Source organism: Sphingobacterium arenae, from assembly GCF_014692505.1.
GTDB classification, from domain to species: domain Bacteria; phylum Bacteroidota; class Bacteroidia; order Sphingobacteriales; family Sphingobacteriaceae; genus Sphingobacterium; species Sphingobacterium arenae.
The window spans coordinates 314391-330272 of the sequence record NZ_JACNYK010000001.1 but is presented as its reverse complement, the minus strand read 5'-3'; the positions used below and the strand labels follow the sequence as shown (position 1 = coordinate 330272).

18 protein-coding genes are annotated in these 15882 nt (G+C 41.0%); 8 read left to right on the top strand and 10 right to left on the bottom strand.

Translation table 11 applies throughout. The features are described 5' to 3' along the window. Positions 1–68: 68 nt before the first annotated feature. Positions 69–818, bottom strand: coding sequence for a 3-keto-disaccharide hydrolase (locus tag H8B17_RS01430; RefSeq protein WP_190307394.1), 750 nt, complete (start codon positions 816–818; stop codon positions 69–71). A 94-nt stretch (positions 819–912) separates the two neighbouring features. Continuing rightward, positions 913–3786: an aminomethyl-transferring glycine dehydrogenase gene (gene gcvP / locus H8B17_RS01425; protein WP_190307393.1), complete on the bottom strand. Its 2874-nt coding sequence runs from the start codon at positions 3784–3786 to the stop codon at positions 913–915. Positions 3787–4124: 338 nt separating this feature from the next. On the opposite strand from gcvP, the gene H8B17_RS01420 reads away from it, so the two are divergent. Both H8B17_RS01420 and ctlX read left to right on the top strand, forming a co-directional pair. Next, a complete protein-coding gene (locus H8B17_RS01420) occupies positions 4125–5039 on the top strand; it encodes a dimethylarginine dimethylaminohydrolase family protein (protein WP_190307392.1) in 915 nt (304 codons plus the stop codon). Positions 5040–5050: 11 nt separating this feature from the next. Next, entirely contained in the window at positions 5051–5965 is a 915-nt protein-coding gene (gene ctlX, locus H8B17_RS01415) for a citrulline utilization hydrolase CtlX (RefSeq protein WP_190307391.1), read from the top strand. On the opposite strand, the gene H8B17_RS01410 is transcribed toward ctlX, so the two are convergent. The 7 genes from H8B17_RS01410 to rpmB all read right to left on the bottom strand — a co-directional run bounded on the left by H8B17_RS01410 (position 5962) and on the right by rpmB (position 11527). Beyond that, positions 5962–6576, bottom strand: coding sequence for a Crp/Fnr family transcriptional regulator (locus H8B17_RS01410; RefSeq protein WP_190307390.1), 615 nt, complete (start codon positions 6574–6576; stop codon positions 5962–5964). The genes ctlX and H8B17_RS01410 overlap by 4 nt on opposite strands. A gap of 8 nt (positions 6577–6584) precedes the next feature. Continuing rightward, positions 6585–8174: a bacillithiol biosynthesis cysteine-adding enzyme BshC gene (gene bshC, locus H8B17_RS01405; RefSeq protein WP_190307389.1), complete on the bottom strand. Its 1590-nt coding sequence runs from the start codon at positions 8172–8174 to the stop codon at positions 6585–6587. A 108-nt stretch (positions 8175–8282) separates the two neighbouring features. Further along, complete coding sequence (gene rimO, locus H8B17_RS01400) at positions 8283–9617, bottom strand: 30S ribosomal protein S12 methylthiotransferase RimO (protein WP_190307388.1); 1335 nt, start codon at positions 9615–9617, stop codon at positions 8283–8285. Between the two features lie 145 nt (positions 9618–9762). Further along, positions 9763–10725 carry a signal recognition particle-docking protein FtsY gene (ftsY, locus tag H8B17_RS01395; RefSeq protein WP_190307387.1) on the bottom strand — a complete coding sequence of 321 codons (963 nt, stop codon included), beginning with the start codon at positions 10723–10725 and terminating at the stop codon, positions 9763–9765. A gap of 113 nt (positions 10726–10838) precedes the next feature. Further along, complete coding sequence (locus H8B17_RS01390; RefSeq protein ID WP_130142179.1) at positions 10839–11000, bottom strand: DUF4295 domain-containing protein; 162 nt, start codon at positions 10998–11000, stop codon at positions 10839–10841. A gap of 39 nt (positions 11001–11039) precedes the next feature. Further along, positions 11040–11222: a 50S ribosomal protein L33 gene (gene rpmG, locus H8B17_RS01385; protein ID WP_002998409.1), complete on the bottom strand. Its 183-nt coding sequence runs from the start codon at positions 11220–11222 to the stop codon at positions 11040–11042. Positions 11223–11293: 71 nt separating this feature from the next. After that, positions 11294–11527: a 50S ribosomal protein L28 gene (gene rpmB, locus H8B17_RS01380; RefSeq protein ID WP_190307386.1), complete on the bottom strand. Its 234-nt coding sequence runs from the start codon at positions 11525–11527 to the stop codon at positions 11294–11296. A gap of 183 nt (positions 11528–11710) precedes the next feature. On the opposite strand from rpmB, the gene recO reads away from it, so the two are divergent. Next, positions 11711–12436 (top strand): DNA repair protein RecO, encoded by a 726-nt coding sequence (gene recO / locus H8B17_RS01375; RefSeq protein WP_190307385.1) that lies wholly within the window; start codon positions 11711–11713, stop codon positions 12434–12436. Between the two features lie 78 nt (positions 12437–12514). After that, complete coding sequence (locus H8B17_RS01370) at positions 12515–12961, top strand: DUF805 domain-containing protein (RefSeq protein WP_190307384.1); 447 nt, start codon at positions 12515–12517, stop codon at positions 12959–12961. A gap of 112 nt (positions 12962–13073) precedes the next feature. On the opposite strand, the gene H8B17_RS01365 is transcribed toward H8B17_RS01370, so the two are convergent. Further along, positions 13074–13265 carry a cold-shock protein gene (locus H8B17_RS01365; protein ID WP_093364840.1) on the bottom strand — a complete coding sequence of 64 codons (192 nt, stop codon included), beginning with the start codon at positions 13263–13265 and terminating at the stop codon, positions 13074–13076. Positions 13266–13415: 150 nt separating this feature from the next. On the opposite strand from H8B17_RS01365, the gene H8B17_RS01360 reads away from it, so the two are divergent. Genes H8B17_RS01360 through H8B17_RS01345 form a run of 4 tightly spaced genes read left to right on the top strand, consistent with a single transcriptional unit; the run spans position 13416 to position 15737 of the window. Continuing rightward, positions 13416–14144, top strand: a complete 729-nt coding sequence (locus tag H8B17_RS01360) for an SIMPL domain-containing protein (protein WP_190307383.1) — start codon at positions 13416–13418, stop codon at positions 14142–14144. A 43-nt stretch (positions 14145–14187) separates the two neighbouring features. Beyond that, on the top strand, positions 14188–14670 hold the full coding sequence (locus H8B17_RS01355) for a DUF4112 domain-containing protein (RefSeq protein WP_190307382.1): 483 nt from the start codon (positions 14188–14190) through the stop codon (positions 14668–14670). An 18-nt stretch (positions 14671–14688) separates the two neighbouring features. Then, the gene (locus H8B17_RS01350; protein ID WP_190307381.1) at positions 14689–15060 is read left to right on the top strand and encodes a DUF4359 domain-containing protein; all 372 of its coding nucleotides are present in this window, start codon (positions 14689–14691) and stop codon (positions 15058–15060) included. Beyond that, positions 15060–15737, top strand: a complete 678-nt coding sequence (locus tag H8B17_RS01345; protein WP_190307380.1) for a pseudouridine synthase — start codon at positions 15060–15062, stop codon at positions 15735–15737. Before H8B17_RS01350 ends, H8B17_RS01345 begins: the two co-directional genes overlap by 1 nt. Positions 15738–15882 lie beyond the last annotated feature (145 nt).

Genomic DNA, 15882 nt, shown 5'->3' with positions numbered 1-15882 from the left:
TCAATATATTTTAGTGAACAGAGCCTCCTACATTCTACATCACTACAAAGCAATAAATGCTCCAATTCCTAAAGCTCCTCTACGATGTGCTCTGGTAGGATGTATCCATTGTCCAATTCGATAACCTGTAGATTCCTAAACGCTATTTGAGCTCCTTCCGATTCGAGGCATAAATATCCCTTTCTTTTAGAAGATTCGCGTATACCGTTTACAAATTTTCCGTTAACAGCAAGTTTAATCGTTCCGTCAACACAAACTACCGTATATTTGTTCCATTCACCAACACCCAAACACCTGTTCTCCATCGATTTGCTCCGCACCCCTCTGGGGTTATCCGGCACCGTAGTCACTTTTCCTGCCCCAAAAAGTTCACCGTGTACGTAAGCAACAGGTGGCGTTTCTCCATTACGCTTATGTTGATTTACCCAATCCAGCTCCAACATCTGCACCTCTACCCCACTCGGTAGCCTATTGTGTTTCTCCGGTTGTGCATCACACCACACAAAGATTCCTGAGTTTCCTCCTTTCTCCATGTGACGCCACTCTACATGCATAATAAAATTTTGATACATCTTTTCCGAGCGCACCACACCAATTGGTAATCCTTTGCACACGAGCATATCCCCATCGCGATACCAAGTCGTATCGGTGGTATTCACGTCAATCCATTTTAACGTCTCGGCTTCCGACACGTCGTTTATCATGGTACTGAAATTCTTCCGTTCCCCAAACTCAAAAAGAATTCCTTGTGCTTTAGAAGTTAATCCACCGTATATAACAAACAAGCCAATAAAAGCCAGGACTTTAGGAATACGCATAATACATGAGTTAAATTTTATCTAAAATAAAAAAACTCCTGCAATTATAAAATCGCAGGAGTGGCGTGTAAGTTTCCTAGTATAGCAGTTCGTTCTATGCCTCGGCGTATTCTTCGATAGAAGGACATGAACAAATCAATGTTCTATCGCCTTGTGAATCGTTTACCCGGCCTACTGATGGCCAAAATTTATTCGCTTTTACGTATGGAAGTGGATAAGCTGCCGTTTGGCGGCTATATGGTCGACCCCATTCATCAGCAGTAACAACCTCTGCCGTATGCGGTGCATGTTTCAACACATTGTCCTTTTGGTCGACCTCACCAGTTTCTATTGCAGCAATTTCAGAACGGATGGCTATCAACGCGTCACAAAAGCGATCCAACTCTACCTTGGACTCCGATTCGGTAGGCTCCACCATCAGTGTCCCTGCTACTGGAAAAGAAACCGTTGGTGCATGGAAACCATAGTCCATTAAACGCTTGGCGATATCACCTACTTCAATGCCTACGTTCTTAAATGCACGACAATCCAATATCATTTCATGTGCACAACGACCATTCGCGCCGACATATAGTACAGGGTAATGGTTTTCCAAGCGCGCTTTGATGTAATTCGCATTTAAGATCGCAATCTTTGTCGCATCGGTTAATCCGTCGCCACCCATCATCGCAATATAGGCATACGAAATGGTCAGGATAGATGCAGATCCAAAAGGGGCCGCTGATACAGCAGAAATACCTTGGTCGCCGGATATTTCTACGACTTCATGGTTAGGTAAAAACGGCACTAAGTGTGCGGCTACGCCAATTGGGCCCATACCTGGTCCGCCGCCGCCATGCGGAATACAGAAGGTCTTATGCAAGTTTAAGTGGCATACATCTGCTCCGATAAAACCGGGGCTGGTCAACCCTACCTGTGCATTCATATTCGCACCATCCATATATACCTGTCCGCCGTTTTGGTGAATAATTTCACATATTTCGATGATGGATTCCTCGAAAACCCCATGGGTTGAAGGATAAGTTACCATCAAGGAATTTAAGTTTGTAGCGTGCTCTTCTGCTTTTGCCCGAAGATCCATTACATCGATATTACCATGATCATCGCATTTAACCACGACCACCTTCAGCCCGGCCATCGATGCAGAAGCAGGATTTGTTCCATGCGCTGAAGCAGGGATCAAACACACATTCCGATGTCCTTCATCACGACTTTCATGATAAGCCCGTATAACCATTAGGCCAGCGTATTCACCTTGCGCACCGGAATTTGGTTGAAAAGACATTTTTGCAAATCCGGTGATTTCAGATAGCCAATCGTTTAATTCGTTGATAAGCTGCATATAGCCGGATGTCTGGTCGGCAGGAGCAAACGGGTGTAGTCCTCCAAAATGTGCCCATGTCAACGGTAACATCTCGGTCGTCGCGTTGAGCTTCATGGTACAAGAACCCAATGGAATCATGGAATGGCACAACGATAGATCTTTGGATTCTAATGATTTGATATACCGAAGCATTTCACTCTCCGAATGATAACTATTAAAAATAGAATGGGTAAGAAACGGAGAGATACGTAAGACTTCCACTGGAATAGACGACGTTAATTGATCGGCCAGACTACGTAAATCAATGTCATTCCGAGATTTTCCTTTAATTTTAGCAAAAACTTTTACAATGGTTTCCACGTCTTCAAAAGTTGTGGTTTCATCAAGGGAAATACCTACTATTCCTTCATGGTAAAAGAAATTCAGTTCGTTGTTGAGAGCTTCCGCTTTCAAAGCACCAACATGATTACCAACTGCGATACGTAAGGTATCAAAATAGGTTTCGTTGACTTGCTCGTAACCAAGTTCCTGCAAGGCCTTATCCAATAGCTTGGTTAAATCATTGATCCGTGTTGCGATATTTTTTATCCCTTGCGGACCATGATACACCGCGTAAAAAGATGCCATAATCGCCAATAAGGCTTGCGCAGTGCAGATATTTGAAGAAGCCTTATCACGGCGGATATGCTGCTCCCTTGTCTGCAATGCCATGCGTAGCGCATAGTTACCGCTAGAATCAGAAGTCACGCCAATAATACGTCCTGGGATATTCCGTTTGTACGCTTCTTTTGTCGCAAAAAATGCGGCATGTGGTCCACCGAATCCCATCGGTACACCAAAACGCTGTGAGTTTCCAACAACAACATCGGCACCCCATTCTCCCGGAGGAGTTAATAACGCCAAGGACATCAAGTCGGCAATGGCACATACCGTGATATTCTTATCGTGAGCTGCTGCAGTAAAAGCGGCATAATCCAAAATCGTACCATCCGCTGCTGGATATTGGATAAGCGTCGCAAATACGTTATCGGTCAAGTTTTTTTCCTCGAGATCAGCGACCCGTATCTCCACGCCAAACGGAACCGCCCTCGTTTGCAGTACGTCCAACGTCTGCGGATAGATGTTAGGCGTCACTAGAAATACATTTGCGGTTTTATTCTTACATGCACTGTATAGCATAAACATGGCTTCAGCAGCCGCCGTAGCTTCGTCTAACAAGGAAGCATTCGCAATTTCAAGACCAGTCAGATCAGCAATTGCTGTTTGAAAATTTAACAGGGCTTGTAAGCGCCCCTGAGCAATCTCTGCTTGATAAGGTGTATATTGCGTATACCAGCCCGGATTTTCCAGCACATTGCGTTGAATAACCGCGGGTACCGTCACATCGGAATATCCTTGTCCGATATAGGATTTGAACACCTTATTTTTATCTGCAATCCGCTGAATTTTGGCTAAATATGCCTTTTCGCTCAATGCCGCTGGTAGGGAAAGCGATTTTTTCAACCTAATCGGGCCTGGAACTGCTTGCTCGATAAGTTCATCCAAGGACTGCATCCCCAAATAGCTTAACATCTCTTGTGCCTCTTTCGCCCTTGGGCCGTTGTGGCGATCCTGAAATTTTTCTTGATAAAATATGTTGCTCATGTTGCGCTTAACTTTTCCGTATCGTCGTCCTGAACCATCTTATTTAGAACTTTTTAGAGCGATACGTTCATATGATTTTGAGACCGCAAAGATACGATTTAATCATCGAAATTAATAGGAACCGAAACCTGGATATCGTGCTATATGCATAACATACGTTTGCGGGATTTTTTAAATACACCATCATTTTTAAAAGAAAATCAAAATAAGATTACCTTCTTTTTATTATTATTAACCTTTCTACAAGAATCTTATCAATAATGTATTTCGATATAAAAATTAGCCCGCACTGCGTAAATTGCTTAACTTTAGGACAGTAGTAAATAAAAAGGACCCTTATGATAAAACTCCAGGTGACAAATGAAACGGGAAGATTAAGGGCTGTCGTATTAGGTATTGCGAACCAAAACGGGCCGGCCCCGAAAGCAGAAGAGGCTTACGATCCAAAGTCTCTGGAACATATATTAGCAGGCACTTATCCCGTAGAGTCGGATATGATTTTCGAGACATCTGCTTTTCACGATGTATTGGAACGATATGGTGTAAAAGTATATCGTCCCGAGTTAATACCTGATTTAAATCAAATATTTTCGCGAGACATTGGCTTTGTCGTAGATCATTACTTCATAAAAGCGAATATCCTTCCGGATCGCGCAGAAGAATGGCGGGCAATTGAACATATTATCAAACAAATCGCCCCGCACGATTTAATAGAAGCACCAGAAGAGGTGCACATTGAGGGTGGCGATGTCATCCTATGGAATGAATATCTTTTTGTAGGTACGTACAAAGGTGACGATTATTCGACTTTAAATACTGCGAGAACGAATATGAGAGGGGTACAATTTCTAAGGGATATGTTTCCCAACAAAATGGTGAAAGAATTCGATCTGATCAAATCGATGACCAACCCGAGGGAAAATGCTCTCCATCTGGATTGCTGCTTTCAACCTGTGGGCAAGGATAAGGCTATCATTTATCCCGGTGGATTTCGGAATCCAACGGACTACCTTGATATCCGTAAACTTTTCGGAGGCGAAAACATATTTACCATAACAGCAGACGAAATGTATGAAATGTACAGTAACATATTTTCTATTTCAGAGAAAGTAATCGTCTCCGAGCGACGATTCGATCGACTTAATTATTGGCTTAGAGATCAAGGATTCCATGTAGAGGAAGTGCCTTATCATGAAATTGGCAAACAGGAAGGACTTTTGCGGTGTTCGACGCTTCCGCTATATCGTGATTAAGCTATGGCACTATGTTACAAACAACAGATACATTACTTTTAGTCCGGCCCTACCAGTTTCGAAAAAATGAAGAGACAGCTATCAACAATTATTTTCAAGAAGATTTACTGTCATCTCTATCTGCTCAACAGGCTCAAAAGGAGTTTGATAATTTTGTACATGCACTCAACACAAATAACATAAATACGCTTGTCATACAAGATGAAGGAAAATATGATATGCCCGATAGTATTTTTCCAAACAACTGTGTTTCATTTCATAAACGAACCGCAGTTCTCTATCCGATGTTTGCTGAAAACAGACGGCGGGAACGTACGTTGAATTACGTGCATGCACTGCAACAGCAAGGATTTACGTTTGAAAGTATTATTGACTATACGGATTTTGAGAAAGAGAATCGTTTTTTAGAGGGAACAGGCAGCCTGGTTCTGGACCATGTAAACCGAATTGCTTACTGTGCTTTATCGCCACGCGCTGACGCAGGAATTGCTCATCAATTTTGTCTTGACATGGGGTATGAAATCTTTATTTTTGAAGCGAACCAAACCGTAGACGGCCTGCGTAAACCCATCTACCATACCAATGTGATGATGTCCATAGGGACACAATTTGCTGTCGTGTGTACGGACAGCATCGATAATAAATATGAAAAAAGGAATTTGATTAAACGGTTAGAAGAAAGCGGAAAGACGATTGTCGATATATCGGAGGAGCAGGTTGGCTCTTTTGCAGGAAATATACTGGAAGTACAGTCTACCGCGGGTGATCCCTGTATTGTGATGAGCTCGCAGGCATATCGCAACTTTACAACGGAACAGCTAAACCTGTTATATTCTTGGGGACAGATTATACACAGCCCGTTGGACACCATTGAAAGAGGTGGTGGTGGTAGTGCGCGGTGTATGCTGGCAGAAGTGTTTTATTAATCTCCTTTCTTACGCCCCGACTCCATTAATAATTCACGGCGTACACGGCTCAGACTTTCGGGCGTAATACCCAGATAAGACGCAATCATCCACTGTGGGACACGTTGTAACAAGCTCGGGTACATATCCATAAACAGGAGATAGCGTTCTTTTGCCGTCATCGCCAATAACGAATTTATGCGTTGCTGTTGCATGTAAATATTCCGCTGTAGCGAGCTTTCCATAAAGCAGGCAAATGCATTACTTTGCTTAGATGCTTTTTCCATAAACTCCTGCTGGATAAAGACAACAATGGACGGTTCTATTGCTTTAATATAAAAATCAGAGGGCTTGTTAAAATATTGACCTGCACGATCTGATACGATCCAGTTTTCTGGCGCAAACTGCAGGATATGTTCGCCCCCTTTTTCATCCAAAGAAAAAGACTGCAACAGGCCCGATTCTACAAAAAACGTGTAACGGCTCACTTCTCCTTCCCGAAGTAGATAATGATGGTGAGCCACTTCCTTAAACGAAAAGTAGGGTTCTAATTCTTCAAAAACCTCTTCGGTGAGCTCGGCTTTCTCTGTATAGTATTTGTAAAAATTACTTTCTCTCCAATTGAACTCCATAAACGCTATTAATATAAAATCGTAAATTTAAAATCCAGCGGGTTGAAGTATTTATCGAGATCTCGAATAAGATCATCCCCATGTCTTAAATATAAAGAAGCAAAGTTTTCTGTGCGCTCCTGTAACCCGTCGCCAGGAAATAGCTTATCTTTCACGCGCTCGATCTGTATCAGTGCATCTTCATGATTATGCTTGTCGGCTTTCAATAATTTTTTCTCTAAATTATTAATCGCTTTTTTTAACCGTGCTTTCACCGCTTCCGTACTTGGACCGAGACTAGGATCAATTTTATGCGCCCGCAGTTTAATTTTCCCGAAGATAGCATTAAACTCCATCCATTCATCGCGCAAATTCAACCGATGTTTTGTCTGGCGACGAACAAATTCATTCTTTAACACATTTGTTGGTTTAAATATACTTTTGAACGTCAAATCCAAGCGAAAAATTTTTCCTGCTACATTGTCGTCCGTAATCATGGCGGAGTTTCGCGGAACGAGAATCGGAAAGGGAATTTGATAGTAATCAAAGTTAGCTTTCAATTGCAACCAATACACGATCTCGGCCCCGCCACCAATATATGCCAAATTTGGCAAGATAAGCTCCTGGTACAAGGGTCGCATCACGACATTCGGACTAAATCGTTCAGGATGTTGTGCTATCTCTGCCCTTAACTCCTCTTTCGAAAAATAAAGATCACGGTGCAATACTTCAAATCGGCCATCTTCTGTTCGCACGATGCGCTCGCGAAATTCATCTGTTAGGTAAAAGAAATTGATTTCCCTTGCCTGCACTTGGGTGTGATAGCCTAACTTCTCTAGCTGTCCAGATGTGTCTTCAATAGCTTTAAAACTATTCTCTTCAAAAATATCGGAAGCGATTATTGGCGCAAAAACCTTTTTTAACGCTTTGGCATCTGCATCCATAATGACCAATCCATACGGTTTGAACAACTCATTTACCATATACCTAGTGGCCGCTGCAAGAGACTGGTTTTGAAGGTAAGCATGCTCCACAATCGTTTTTAATTTATCCGCGTTCGCGGATAATCCAAACGTGCCACAATATTGTTTCACGGTGTCGGCAATATTCTGCGTCGACATCCGACCCGTAGCGGATACGGCAGGTGTATCCCATATAATTTTCTTACCAAATACCTTCGTGTTATTGATTTCTGCAAAATCATGATCTTCGGTAGCCATCCAATAGACCGGTACAAATGAATACTCCGGATAGGCTTCTTTTAGATCTTTAGCCAACCGTATAGCCGTTACAATCTTAAAAATAAAATAAAGCGGACCGGTGAATATGTTGAGTTGGTGCCCTGTGGTGACAGTAAACGTCTTTTTATCCTCCAACATGGTAATGTTAGCTTCCACTTCTGGGGATTGCGCTAAAAGGGACCCATATTGCTCACGAAGTACGGTGGTTAATAATTTCCTGTGCGGGAAGGTCTTCTTCTCAACTATCTGTTTTTTGAATCCCGCTAAGGTTGGCTGCTGCCCGAAAAAAGGCATTAACTGTTCATCGTTGGCAAGATAGGCTAATAGTGTTTGCGAAAAACTACCGGTATCACTGTAATCAATGTATGTTGCTTTCATCTAACTCTTTTCGTATCGTAATATCTACGGATTGAGCGACCAATTTACATATTTTTACACGAAGCTACCGCGAGGATACAGAAATTATAGCAAACGTTTGACGAAACCCTATTTAATCACTTTCCCGTATAGATCAAAATCCTCTGCCCGTTCCACTTTTACCTCCACAAAGTCACCAATACGAACATAGTCCATTGTCGCATCCAACATCACTTCGTTATCCACTTCCGGCGAATCGTATTCTGTGCGACCGATAAAGTAATCACCGTCCACACGATCCACAAGAACCTTAAATGTCTGTCCGATCTTTTGTTGATTAATTTCGTACGAAATACCCTGCTGTATCTCCATGACTTGCTCTACACGTGACTCTTTCTCCTCTTGCGGCACATTGTCTACTAAGGTATGGGCATGTGTTTTTTCTTCGTGCGAATAGGTAAAACAACCTAAACGGTCAAACCGCGTTTCTTCCACCCATTCCAACATTTCATGGAAGTCTTGTTCCGTTTCTCCGGGATAACCGCATATTAAGGTTGTGCGTAAGGCAATATCAGGTACTTTATTCCGTATTTGGTTAACGAGATCAACCTGCTTTTGCTTGGTTGTTCCACGACGCATTGACTTCAACATAGCATCCGAAATATGCTGTAAAGGCATATCCAAATAATTGCAGATATTCGATCGCTCATTTATCGCATCTAAGATATCCATAGGGAATCCTGACGGATAAGCATATTGCAGACGAATCCATTCGATTCCATCGACATCAGATAGATAGCGCAACAAATCTGCGAGGTTACGTTTGCCGTAAATATCCAAACCGTAATAGGTAAGGTCCTGCGCAATAAGGATCAATTCCTTCGTTCCATTGGATGCCAAAAACTTCGCCTCCTTCACTAAGTCGTCTATGGATTTAGATACGTGTTTGCCACGCATCAACGGGATAGCGCAAAAGGAACAAGGACGGTTACAACCTTCTGCTATTTTAAAATAAGAATAGTGAGCCGGTGTGGACAACAGGCGCTCTCCTAATAATTCATGGCGATAATCTGCACCGATTGTTGTCAGCAACTCCGGAAGGTCATTTGTTCCAAAATATGCGTCGACATTCGTTATTTCAGATTGAAGCTCCGGTTTGTAGCGCTCAGATAAACAACCCGTGACGATAACCTTATTTATCTTCCCTTCTTCCTTTAGTGCGGAATATTGTAAAATGGTATCAATAGATTCCTGTTTCGCATTATCAATAAAACCGCAGGTATTAATGACGACTATATCGTTTGTCTGTAGATGGGAAGATTCGTGAACGACTTCCATTTGGTTGCCCTTCAGTTGGCCCATTAACACTTCAGAATCGTGCGTATTCTTGGAGCATCCTAACGTCACGACATTCACCCTCGGCCGGCTCACTTGCGGAGCAACCTTTCTATTTTTTGTTCTCATTTCTATTCATTATGATTACACAGGTGCATAGTGCTTCTATGCAATCAAACCTAAATAAAGTTCATTTTTATATACCATATAATCGACCATATAAAATGAGCTTATTTTGCTCTCCTCTGCCATCAAGATGGTCCTATAGAGGGAATTACTTAAACAACGAATCGACGAAATCCTTTTTATTAAATAATTGCAAATCGCCAATTTTCTCCCCCACACCAATATATTTTACCGGAATCTTGAACTGGTCTGAAATACCGATGACTACGCCCCCTTTTGCCGTACCATCCAATTTTGTTAGCGCCAGCGCATTCACATCGGTCGCCTGTGTAAATTGAGTGGCTTGCTCAATGGCATTTTGCCCGGTTGAAGCATCTAGTACCAATAAGATTTCATGCGGAGCATCCGGCACAACCTTTTGCATCACATTCTTGATTTTGGTCAGCTCATTCATCAGACCAACTTTGTTGTGCAAGCGTCCAGCTGTATCAATAATGGCTACATCATCGCCATTCGCTACAGCCGATTTAACCGTATCGTATGCAACCGAAGCTGGATCCGAACCCATCGGCTGGGCTACAACACGTACATCAACACGTTCACCCCATAATTTAATCTGATCTACAGCAGCAGCACGGAAGGTATCAGCAGCGCCTAATACGACTTTATTTCCCGCTTCTTTCAGCTGGTGGGCAAGCTTACCGATAGTGGTGGTCTTTCCTACGCCGTTTACGCCCACAACCATAATCACATAAGGTTTGTGCACACCATATTCGAACGTTTCGAAGTCATTACTATTATTTTCCGCTAACAGTGCCTGTATCTCTTCTTTTAGTAGGCGATTTAAGTCGTCAGTGCCCACGTATTTATCGCGCGCAACACGTTGTTGGATACGATCGACAATCTTCAGGGTTGTCGTTACGCCCACATCCGACATCACGAGCACCTCTTCGAGATTATCTAAAACTTCATCATCGATGGTCGATTTACCGACGACGGCTTTGGTTATCTTGGAGAAAAACCCTTCTTTGGTTTTTTCCAAACCCTTATCTAAAGCTTCTTGTGCCTCTACTGTTTCCTGCTTCTTTTTAAAAAAATCAAATAATCCCATGGAATAAAAAAAAGTAATAGGTAAATATACTAAAAAAGCCCTTTCGGTACATACCAAAACGGCTTCTCTTGTCTTTTAAAGAAAACTTTAAAAAGGTACAGCTGCTGCGCAACTTATTTTGCAGCTTCTGCTACAAACTCTTTCACTTTGTCGTTGTGAACCATACCTTCTTTGAAAGTATAAGCTCCCGTTTTGGCAGACTTAGTAGTTACGACAACCTTGGTAAACTCTTTACCACCTCCTTTTTGTAATGATGCAACCGATTTCTTTGCCATTATCTTATATTTTTAAGAGCGTCAACGCGCTACAGTTAATTACTTAATTTCTTTATGAACAGTTACTTTTCTAAGCACCGGATTGAATTTTTTCAACTCTAAACGCTCTGTTGTATTTTTCTTGTTCTTTGTGGTGATATAGCGAGACATTCCCGGAAGACCACTTTCTTTGTGCTCAGTACACTCTAAGATTACTTGTACCCTATTTCCCTTTTTTGCCATTATTTTACTTTATTTTGTCCGTTAAAAAAACGGACAGATTTCATGAATATTTTGATAACAGGCGGTAACGATTAAATAGATCCTTTTTTGATAAATTTATCGATTACTGCTGAAATTCCTTTTTTGTTAATCGTTTTGATCGCCGAAGTTGATACTTTCAGCGTAATCCAACGGTCTTCTTCTGGAATATAAAAACGTTTTGTTTGTAAATTAGGATAAAACCTACGTTTCGTTTTAACGTTTGAGTGTGAAACGCTATTCCCTGTTAATGCCGCCTTGCCTGTTAAATCACAAATTCTTGACATGATATTTGATTTTTAATGTTGTTTCTCCAAATCGCTCTTTTCACAAAGAGTTTGCAAATATCCATATTTAATTTGTGAATTGCAAGCAATGAAATGTTTTTTTTAAAAGTTTTCCACAATCCACATCGCGTTTTCTAACGCGAGATAATTTTCGCTTTCGTATATTTGTTTTTTTAATCTGACATGCTTCACAAAACGCCAGGAATTGCGCTCAAAACAACCAACTATACCGACAACAGTATTGTTGTCCATATTTTCACAGAAACGTTCGCTATGCAGTCTTACCTCATCAACGGGGCGAGAAAACCGAAAGCACGTATTCCAGCGAATATCTTTCAGCCTTTACATCTCCTGGACCTCGTGGTTTATAATAAAGAGAGCAGCGGATTACAGCGTATAAAGGAAGCTTATCCACGCCCGCTGCTAATCGACATACCCTTAGACATCGTAAAAGGATCATTAGCCTTATTCCTAAACGAAATATTATATAAGGTGCTCCGTCATCAATCTCCGGATGCTTTTCTTTTTAACTTCGTGCAACAGTCTATTATATGGCTGGATAAGACAGATAAGCCTCTGTCAAATTTCCACTTGATCTTCCTCATTAAGCTAAGCCGCTTCCTCGGCTTCTTACCCCTACATCATCATAAACAACAATACGCTTATTTTAATTTAGTAGAGGGTGTATTTACCGATAGGCTCCCTGCACATACCCATGTATTGCAAGAGCCACACACCGCAATTTTTTACCATTTGCTACAAACGGATTTCGAAAAATCAAACGGTATCAAAATAAATAAGAACGATCGCAAGTATCTCCTCGAAAAAGTGCTCGAATTTTACCGGCTTCATACGGAAAACTTCGGTCAAGTAAACTCAATGTACATCCTAGAAGAAATATTTAACTAAATATTTTGATGTAACATTTTTATTGCTATTTTTAAACTGGCAAAAATCGTTTACTTACTTTATTTAAAATCTACTGTTATGGACTGGTTTCTGAAAACACTAAAAGAAAACTATGCTAATTTCGACGGCCGGGCACGCAGAAAAGAATTCTGGATGTTCGTTTTATTTGTTTGGCTAATCTATGTTGCTATCAGCATCGTCGGAGGTATACTCTCCTATATCAGCTCTATTTTGGGCGGGTTAGTATATGGTATTTTGGGGTTGGTCTCTCTTGCGCTACTTATTCCTACACTAGCGGTAGGCGTACGTAGGTTACATGATACGGGTTGCCCCACATGGTACATTATTTTCTCTTTTATTCCGATTGTCAACCTATATTTCCTTTATCTGATGATCAAAGAAGGTGACAAGGGACCAAACGAGTTTGGCCCTGATCCAAAAGCAAGCGGTGATGATCCCAACCCATTTGGCAACTTCCCGCCGACTCCGGGAAACAACCCATTTACGAACAACCCTAACGTATAAATGCAAAGCCAGACAGTAAAATGTCTGGCTTTCTTAATAAATCTCTAAAAAAAGAAGCTGTTTTTCCTCTTTGAAAAACAGCCCTTCACAATAAATATATTTGAAATCTAAATTAGATAAGCTTTACATTTACCGCATTAAGACCTTTACGGCCTTGTTCTACTTCGTAAGATACATGATCATTCTCACGAACTTTGTCTACTAATCCTGACACATGAACAAAAATTTCACTCTCGCCAGAGTTAGGGATAATGAAACCGAAACCTTTGGTTTCATTAAAAAATTTTACTACGCCTTCTTGCATTATTGTAATGTATTATTATGTATTATTTCTAAAGGTATAAATTAATTTCTAATGTCTCTTTATTTATTTTCACTTTTAAACGAAAAGCAACTAGTATCGTCAAACAATACGCATGCAATTTTGTATTAAGTAACAATTAAGATAAAAAATATGAAAAAAATAATCGGTTTAATTTTAGCAGTCTGTATGGTATCCATGTCCAACGCACAAACCAATAATTTCGAATCCAGTAGAAGAGTATCCACTAGAGGATATGCTGAAAAAGAGGTCACACCTGATATCGTTTACATTTCCATTTCCTTACGGGAATACTTTGTAGATGGCAACGTTAAAAAGAAAGTCGATATCGAAACACTGGAAAAGCAACTTTATGATGCTGCATTAGCTATCGGGGTTAAAAAAGAGGATTTCAACATCCAAAACATTTACAGTTACAACTATGACAGTTCGAAGAAAAAGGAAAACAAACAGTTACTACAAGCGAAACAATATAGAATAAAAGTGTCTAATCTCAACGGATTGAATAGCATGTTGGATCAAGTGGATCCCAAAGGGGTACAAAACACTTCGATAAACGGCTACGATCACTCTCAAAAGCGTCAGATTGAGAAAGAATTAAAAGTAGCAGCAGTACAGGACGCCCGTACCAATGCAGAGATTATCGCTACGGCTACCGGAGATAAAATCGGAAAAGTACTCGTTATTAACGACAACAGTTCGTTTGGTTGGAACGATATCTCGCCGACTCCACGCATGTACGCCATGTCTGCAAAAGCAGAAATGGGAGCCGATGCATCCTCGGAGGGAGGAGACCTCGATATCAACGTGCGCCCGATCAAGCTCACCTGTAACATCGATGGTGTTTTTGAGTTATTGTAGTTTTTTATAGTTCTTTTAAAGTAGAACTGTTTTATATCTCCGGATGAAAAACAATCTTTCTTTTGAAAAAGAAAAAAGAATACGAGAACTAAGATGGGTGGAGCGCGTCTCCACCCTATTGGATAACAAGTTCAAAATCGGCGGGTTCCGTTTCGGACTTGATCCTCTATTAAACTTCTTTCCCGTTCTTGGACAAACCATCACCTTTGCGACATCCGTTTTGTTAGTTCTAGTGATGTTTCGAAACGGCGTAAGTTCTAAAGCAGCAACCAAAATGTTGTTAAATAGTATATTCGATGCTATTTTAGGCTCTATCCCTATTCTAGGAAATATTGTCGATTTCTTTTTTAAAGCCAATCAACGAAACGTCAAAATATTAAAGGAGCACTATAATGAAGGTAAACACGAGGGAAGCGCCAAAGGAATATTAACCGCATTATTTGTCTTTTTGCTTGCCTTATGTATGTTCTTTATTTACCTGCTATGGATCTTCGGCGAATGGATAATAGGAATCATTGCACACTAATCGCTATTTTTGCAGTATATGAGCAAAACAAGAATATTCGCTCTAAGTATGATTGTACTCATGCTTATCGCTTTTTTCAGCAATCCGAAACAGGAGCAGCACGAAAAGATAGTTAGAGAAAAAGCCATAGTGCTTCTTAAACAAGAGGCGGGGGAACAAAACGAACAGGCTATAGATTTTGGTATACAGCTTTTTGGAAATACCTTAATCGACCAATTCATGCGAAACCATGTTATGGTAGAAAACTACTACCTCTTTTCGCTCACCAAAATACATGTGGGTCACCAGGAAAATACCATCGGCGGGGGAGCGTTTGGCACCATCTGGCTCAGCCCTAAAATAGATGAAAAAGCAGCTGAGATAGCCAAATTGATAAAAGAGGGCCTCTAATGCTGGATATTCTCTATGAAGATGATGACCTGATCGCTATTAATAAACCACATGGATTATTGGTACATCGGTCGTCTATAGCAGCCAACGTCTCTGAATTTGCCTTACAACTCTTGCGTGATCAGATACAGCAGATCGTATTTCCAGCACATCGTCTAGATCGCAAAACAGGGGGCGTCCTACTCTTCTCCAGAAACAGGGAAATGGACTCGCTCACCCAACAACTCTTTGCTAATAACCAAATATCAAAAATATATTGGGCTATTGTGCGGGGTTATACCGATGACGAAGGAACTATTGATTACCCCCTTCGCAAAGAGAATGGTGTCTTACAAGACGCTGTGACACATTATCGAACCATATCCCGTACGGAAATTAATATTCCTTTTGGAAAGCACGCTACTTCCCGTTATTCGTTCGTAGAGGTAAAGCCTCAGACCGGTAGGATGCACCAAATTCGTAAACACCTTGCCCACATTTTCCATCCCATCATTGCAGATAGGCCGCACGGTTGCAATAAACAAAACAAGCTTTGGAAAGAACAATTTGCTATGGAGACGATGATGCTCCATGCACGGGGTCTAACATTTAAGCATCCACGGACGCTGCAAGAAATTAACATCGAAGCGCCTCCGCTTCCCGAATTTATGCGCGTACGACAAATATCAGGCTTGTAACATGGCCTATTTGTTTATAATGCGGACGAAATAAATTATGCCGGATAATTTTATATTTTTAGGAATTATGCATTTTTATTTACTTTTAGAAGCATGCATGAGCTCATTTAAAATTCGGTTCGTGAATGCAAAGCATTTTAGTTAG

What these genes read in the sequence shown, in the direction of transcription:
- rpmB (WP_190307386.1), bottom strand. Translation starts at nt 11,527, where the DNA reads ATGTCAAGAATTTGTGATTTAACAGGCAAGGCGGCATTAACAGGGAAT.
- H8B17_RS01430 (WP_190307394.1), bottom strand. Translation starts at nt 818, where the DNA reads ATGCGTATTCCTAAAGTCCTGGCTTTTATTGGCTTGTTTGTTATATAC.
- H8B17_RS01390 (WP_130142179.1), bottom strand. Translation starts at nt 11,000, where the DNA reads ATGGCAAAGAAATCGGTTGCATCATTACAAAAAGGAGGTGGTAAAGAG.
- H8B17_RS01350 (WP_190307381.1), top strand. Translation starts at nt 14,689, where the DNA reads ATGAGCAAAACAAGAATATTCGCTCTAAGTATGATTGTACTCATGCTT.
- H8B17_RS01420 (WP_190307392.1), top strand. Translation starts at nt 4,125, where the DNA reads ATGATAAAACTCCAGGTGACAAATGAAACGGGAAGATTAAGGGCTGTC.
- H8B17_RS01365 (WP_093364840.1), bottom strand. Translation starts at nt 13,265, where the DNA reads ATGCAAGAAGGCGTAGTAAAATTTTTTAATGAAACCAAAGGTTTCGGT.
- gcvP (WP_190307393.1), bottom strand. Translation starts at nt 3,786, where the DNA reads ATGAGCAACATATTTTATCAAGAAAAATTTCAGGATCGCCACAACGGC.
- ftsY (WP_190307387.1), bottom strand. Translation starts at nt 10,725, where the DNA reads ATGGGATTATTTGATTTTTTTAAAAAGAAGCAGGAAACAGTAGAGGCA.
- H8B17_RS01410 (WP_190307390.1), bottom strand. Translation starts at nt 6,576, where the DNA reads ATGGAGTTCAATTGGAGAGAAAGTAATTTTTACAAATACTATACAGAG.
- H8B17_RS01355 (WP_190307382.1), top strand. Translation starts at nt 14,188, where the DNA reads ATGAAAAACAATCTTTCTTTTGAAAAAGAAAAAAGAATACGAGAACTA.
- bshC (WP_190307389.1), bottom strand. Translation starts at nt 8,174, where the DNA reads ATGAAAGCAACATACATTGATTACAGTGATACCGGTAGTTTTTCGCAA.
- recO (WP_190307385.1), top strand. Translation starts at nt 11,711, where the DNA reads ATGCTTCACAAAACGCCAGGAATTGCGCTCAAAACAACCAACTATACC.
- rimO (WP_190307388.1), bottom strand. Translation starts at nt 9,617, where the DNA reads ATGAGAACAAAAAATAGAAAGGTTGCTCCGCAAGTGAGCCGGCCGAGG.
- H8B17_RS01360 (WP_190307383.1), top strand. Translation starts at nt 13,416, where the DNA reads ATGAAAAAAATAATCGGTTTAATTTTAGCAGTCTGTATGGTATCCATG.
- H8B17_RS01370 (WP_190307384.1), top strand. Translation starts at nt 12,515, where the DNA reads ATGGACTGGTTTCTGAAAACACTAAAAGAAAACTATGCTAATTTCGAC.
- H8B17_RS01345 (WP_190307380.1), top strand. Translation starts at nt 15,060, where the DNA reads ATGCTGGATATTCTCTATGAAGATGATGACCTGATCGCTATTAATAAA.
- rpmG (WP_002998409.1), bottom strand. Translation starts at nt 11,222, where the DNA reads ATGGCAAAAAAGGGAAATAGGGTACAAGTAATCTTAGAGTGTACTGAG.
- ctlX (WP_190307391.1), top strand. Translation starts at nt 5,051, where the DNA reads ATGTTACAAACAACAGATACATTACTTTTAGTCCGGCCCTACCAGTTT.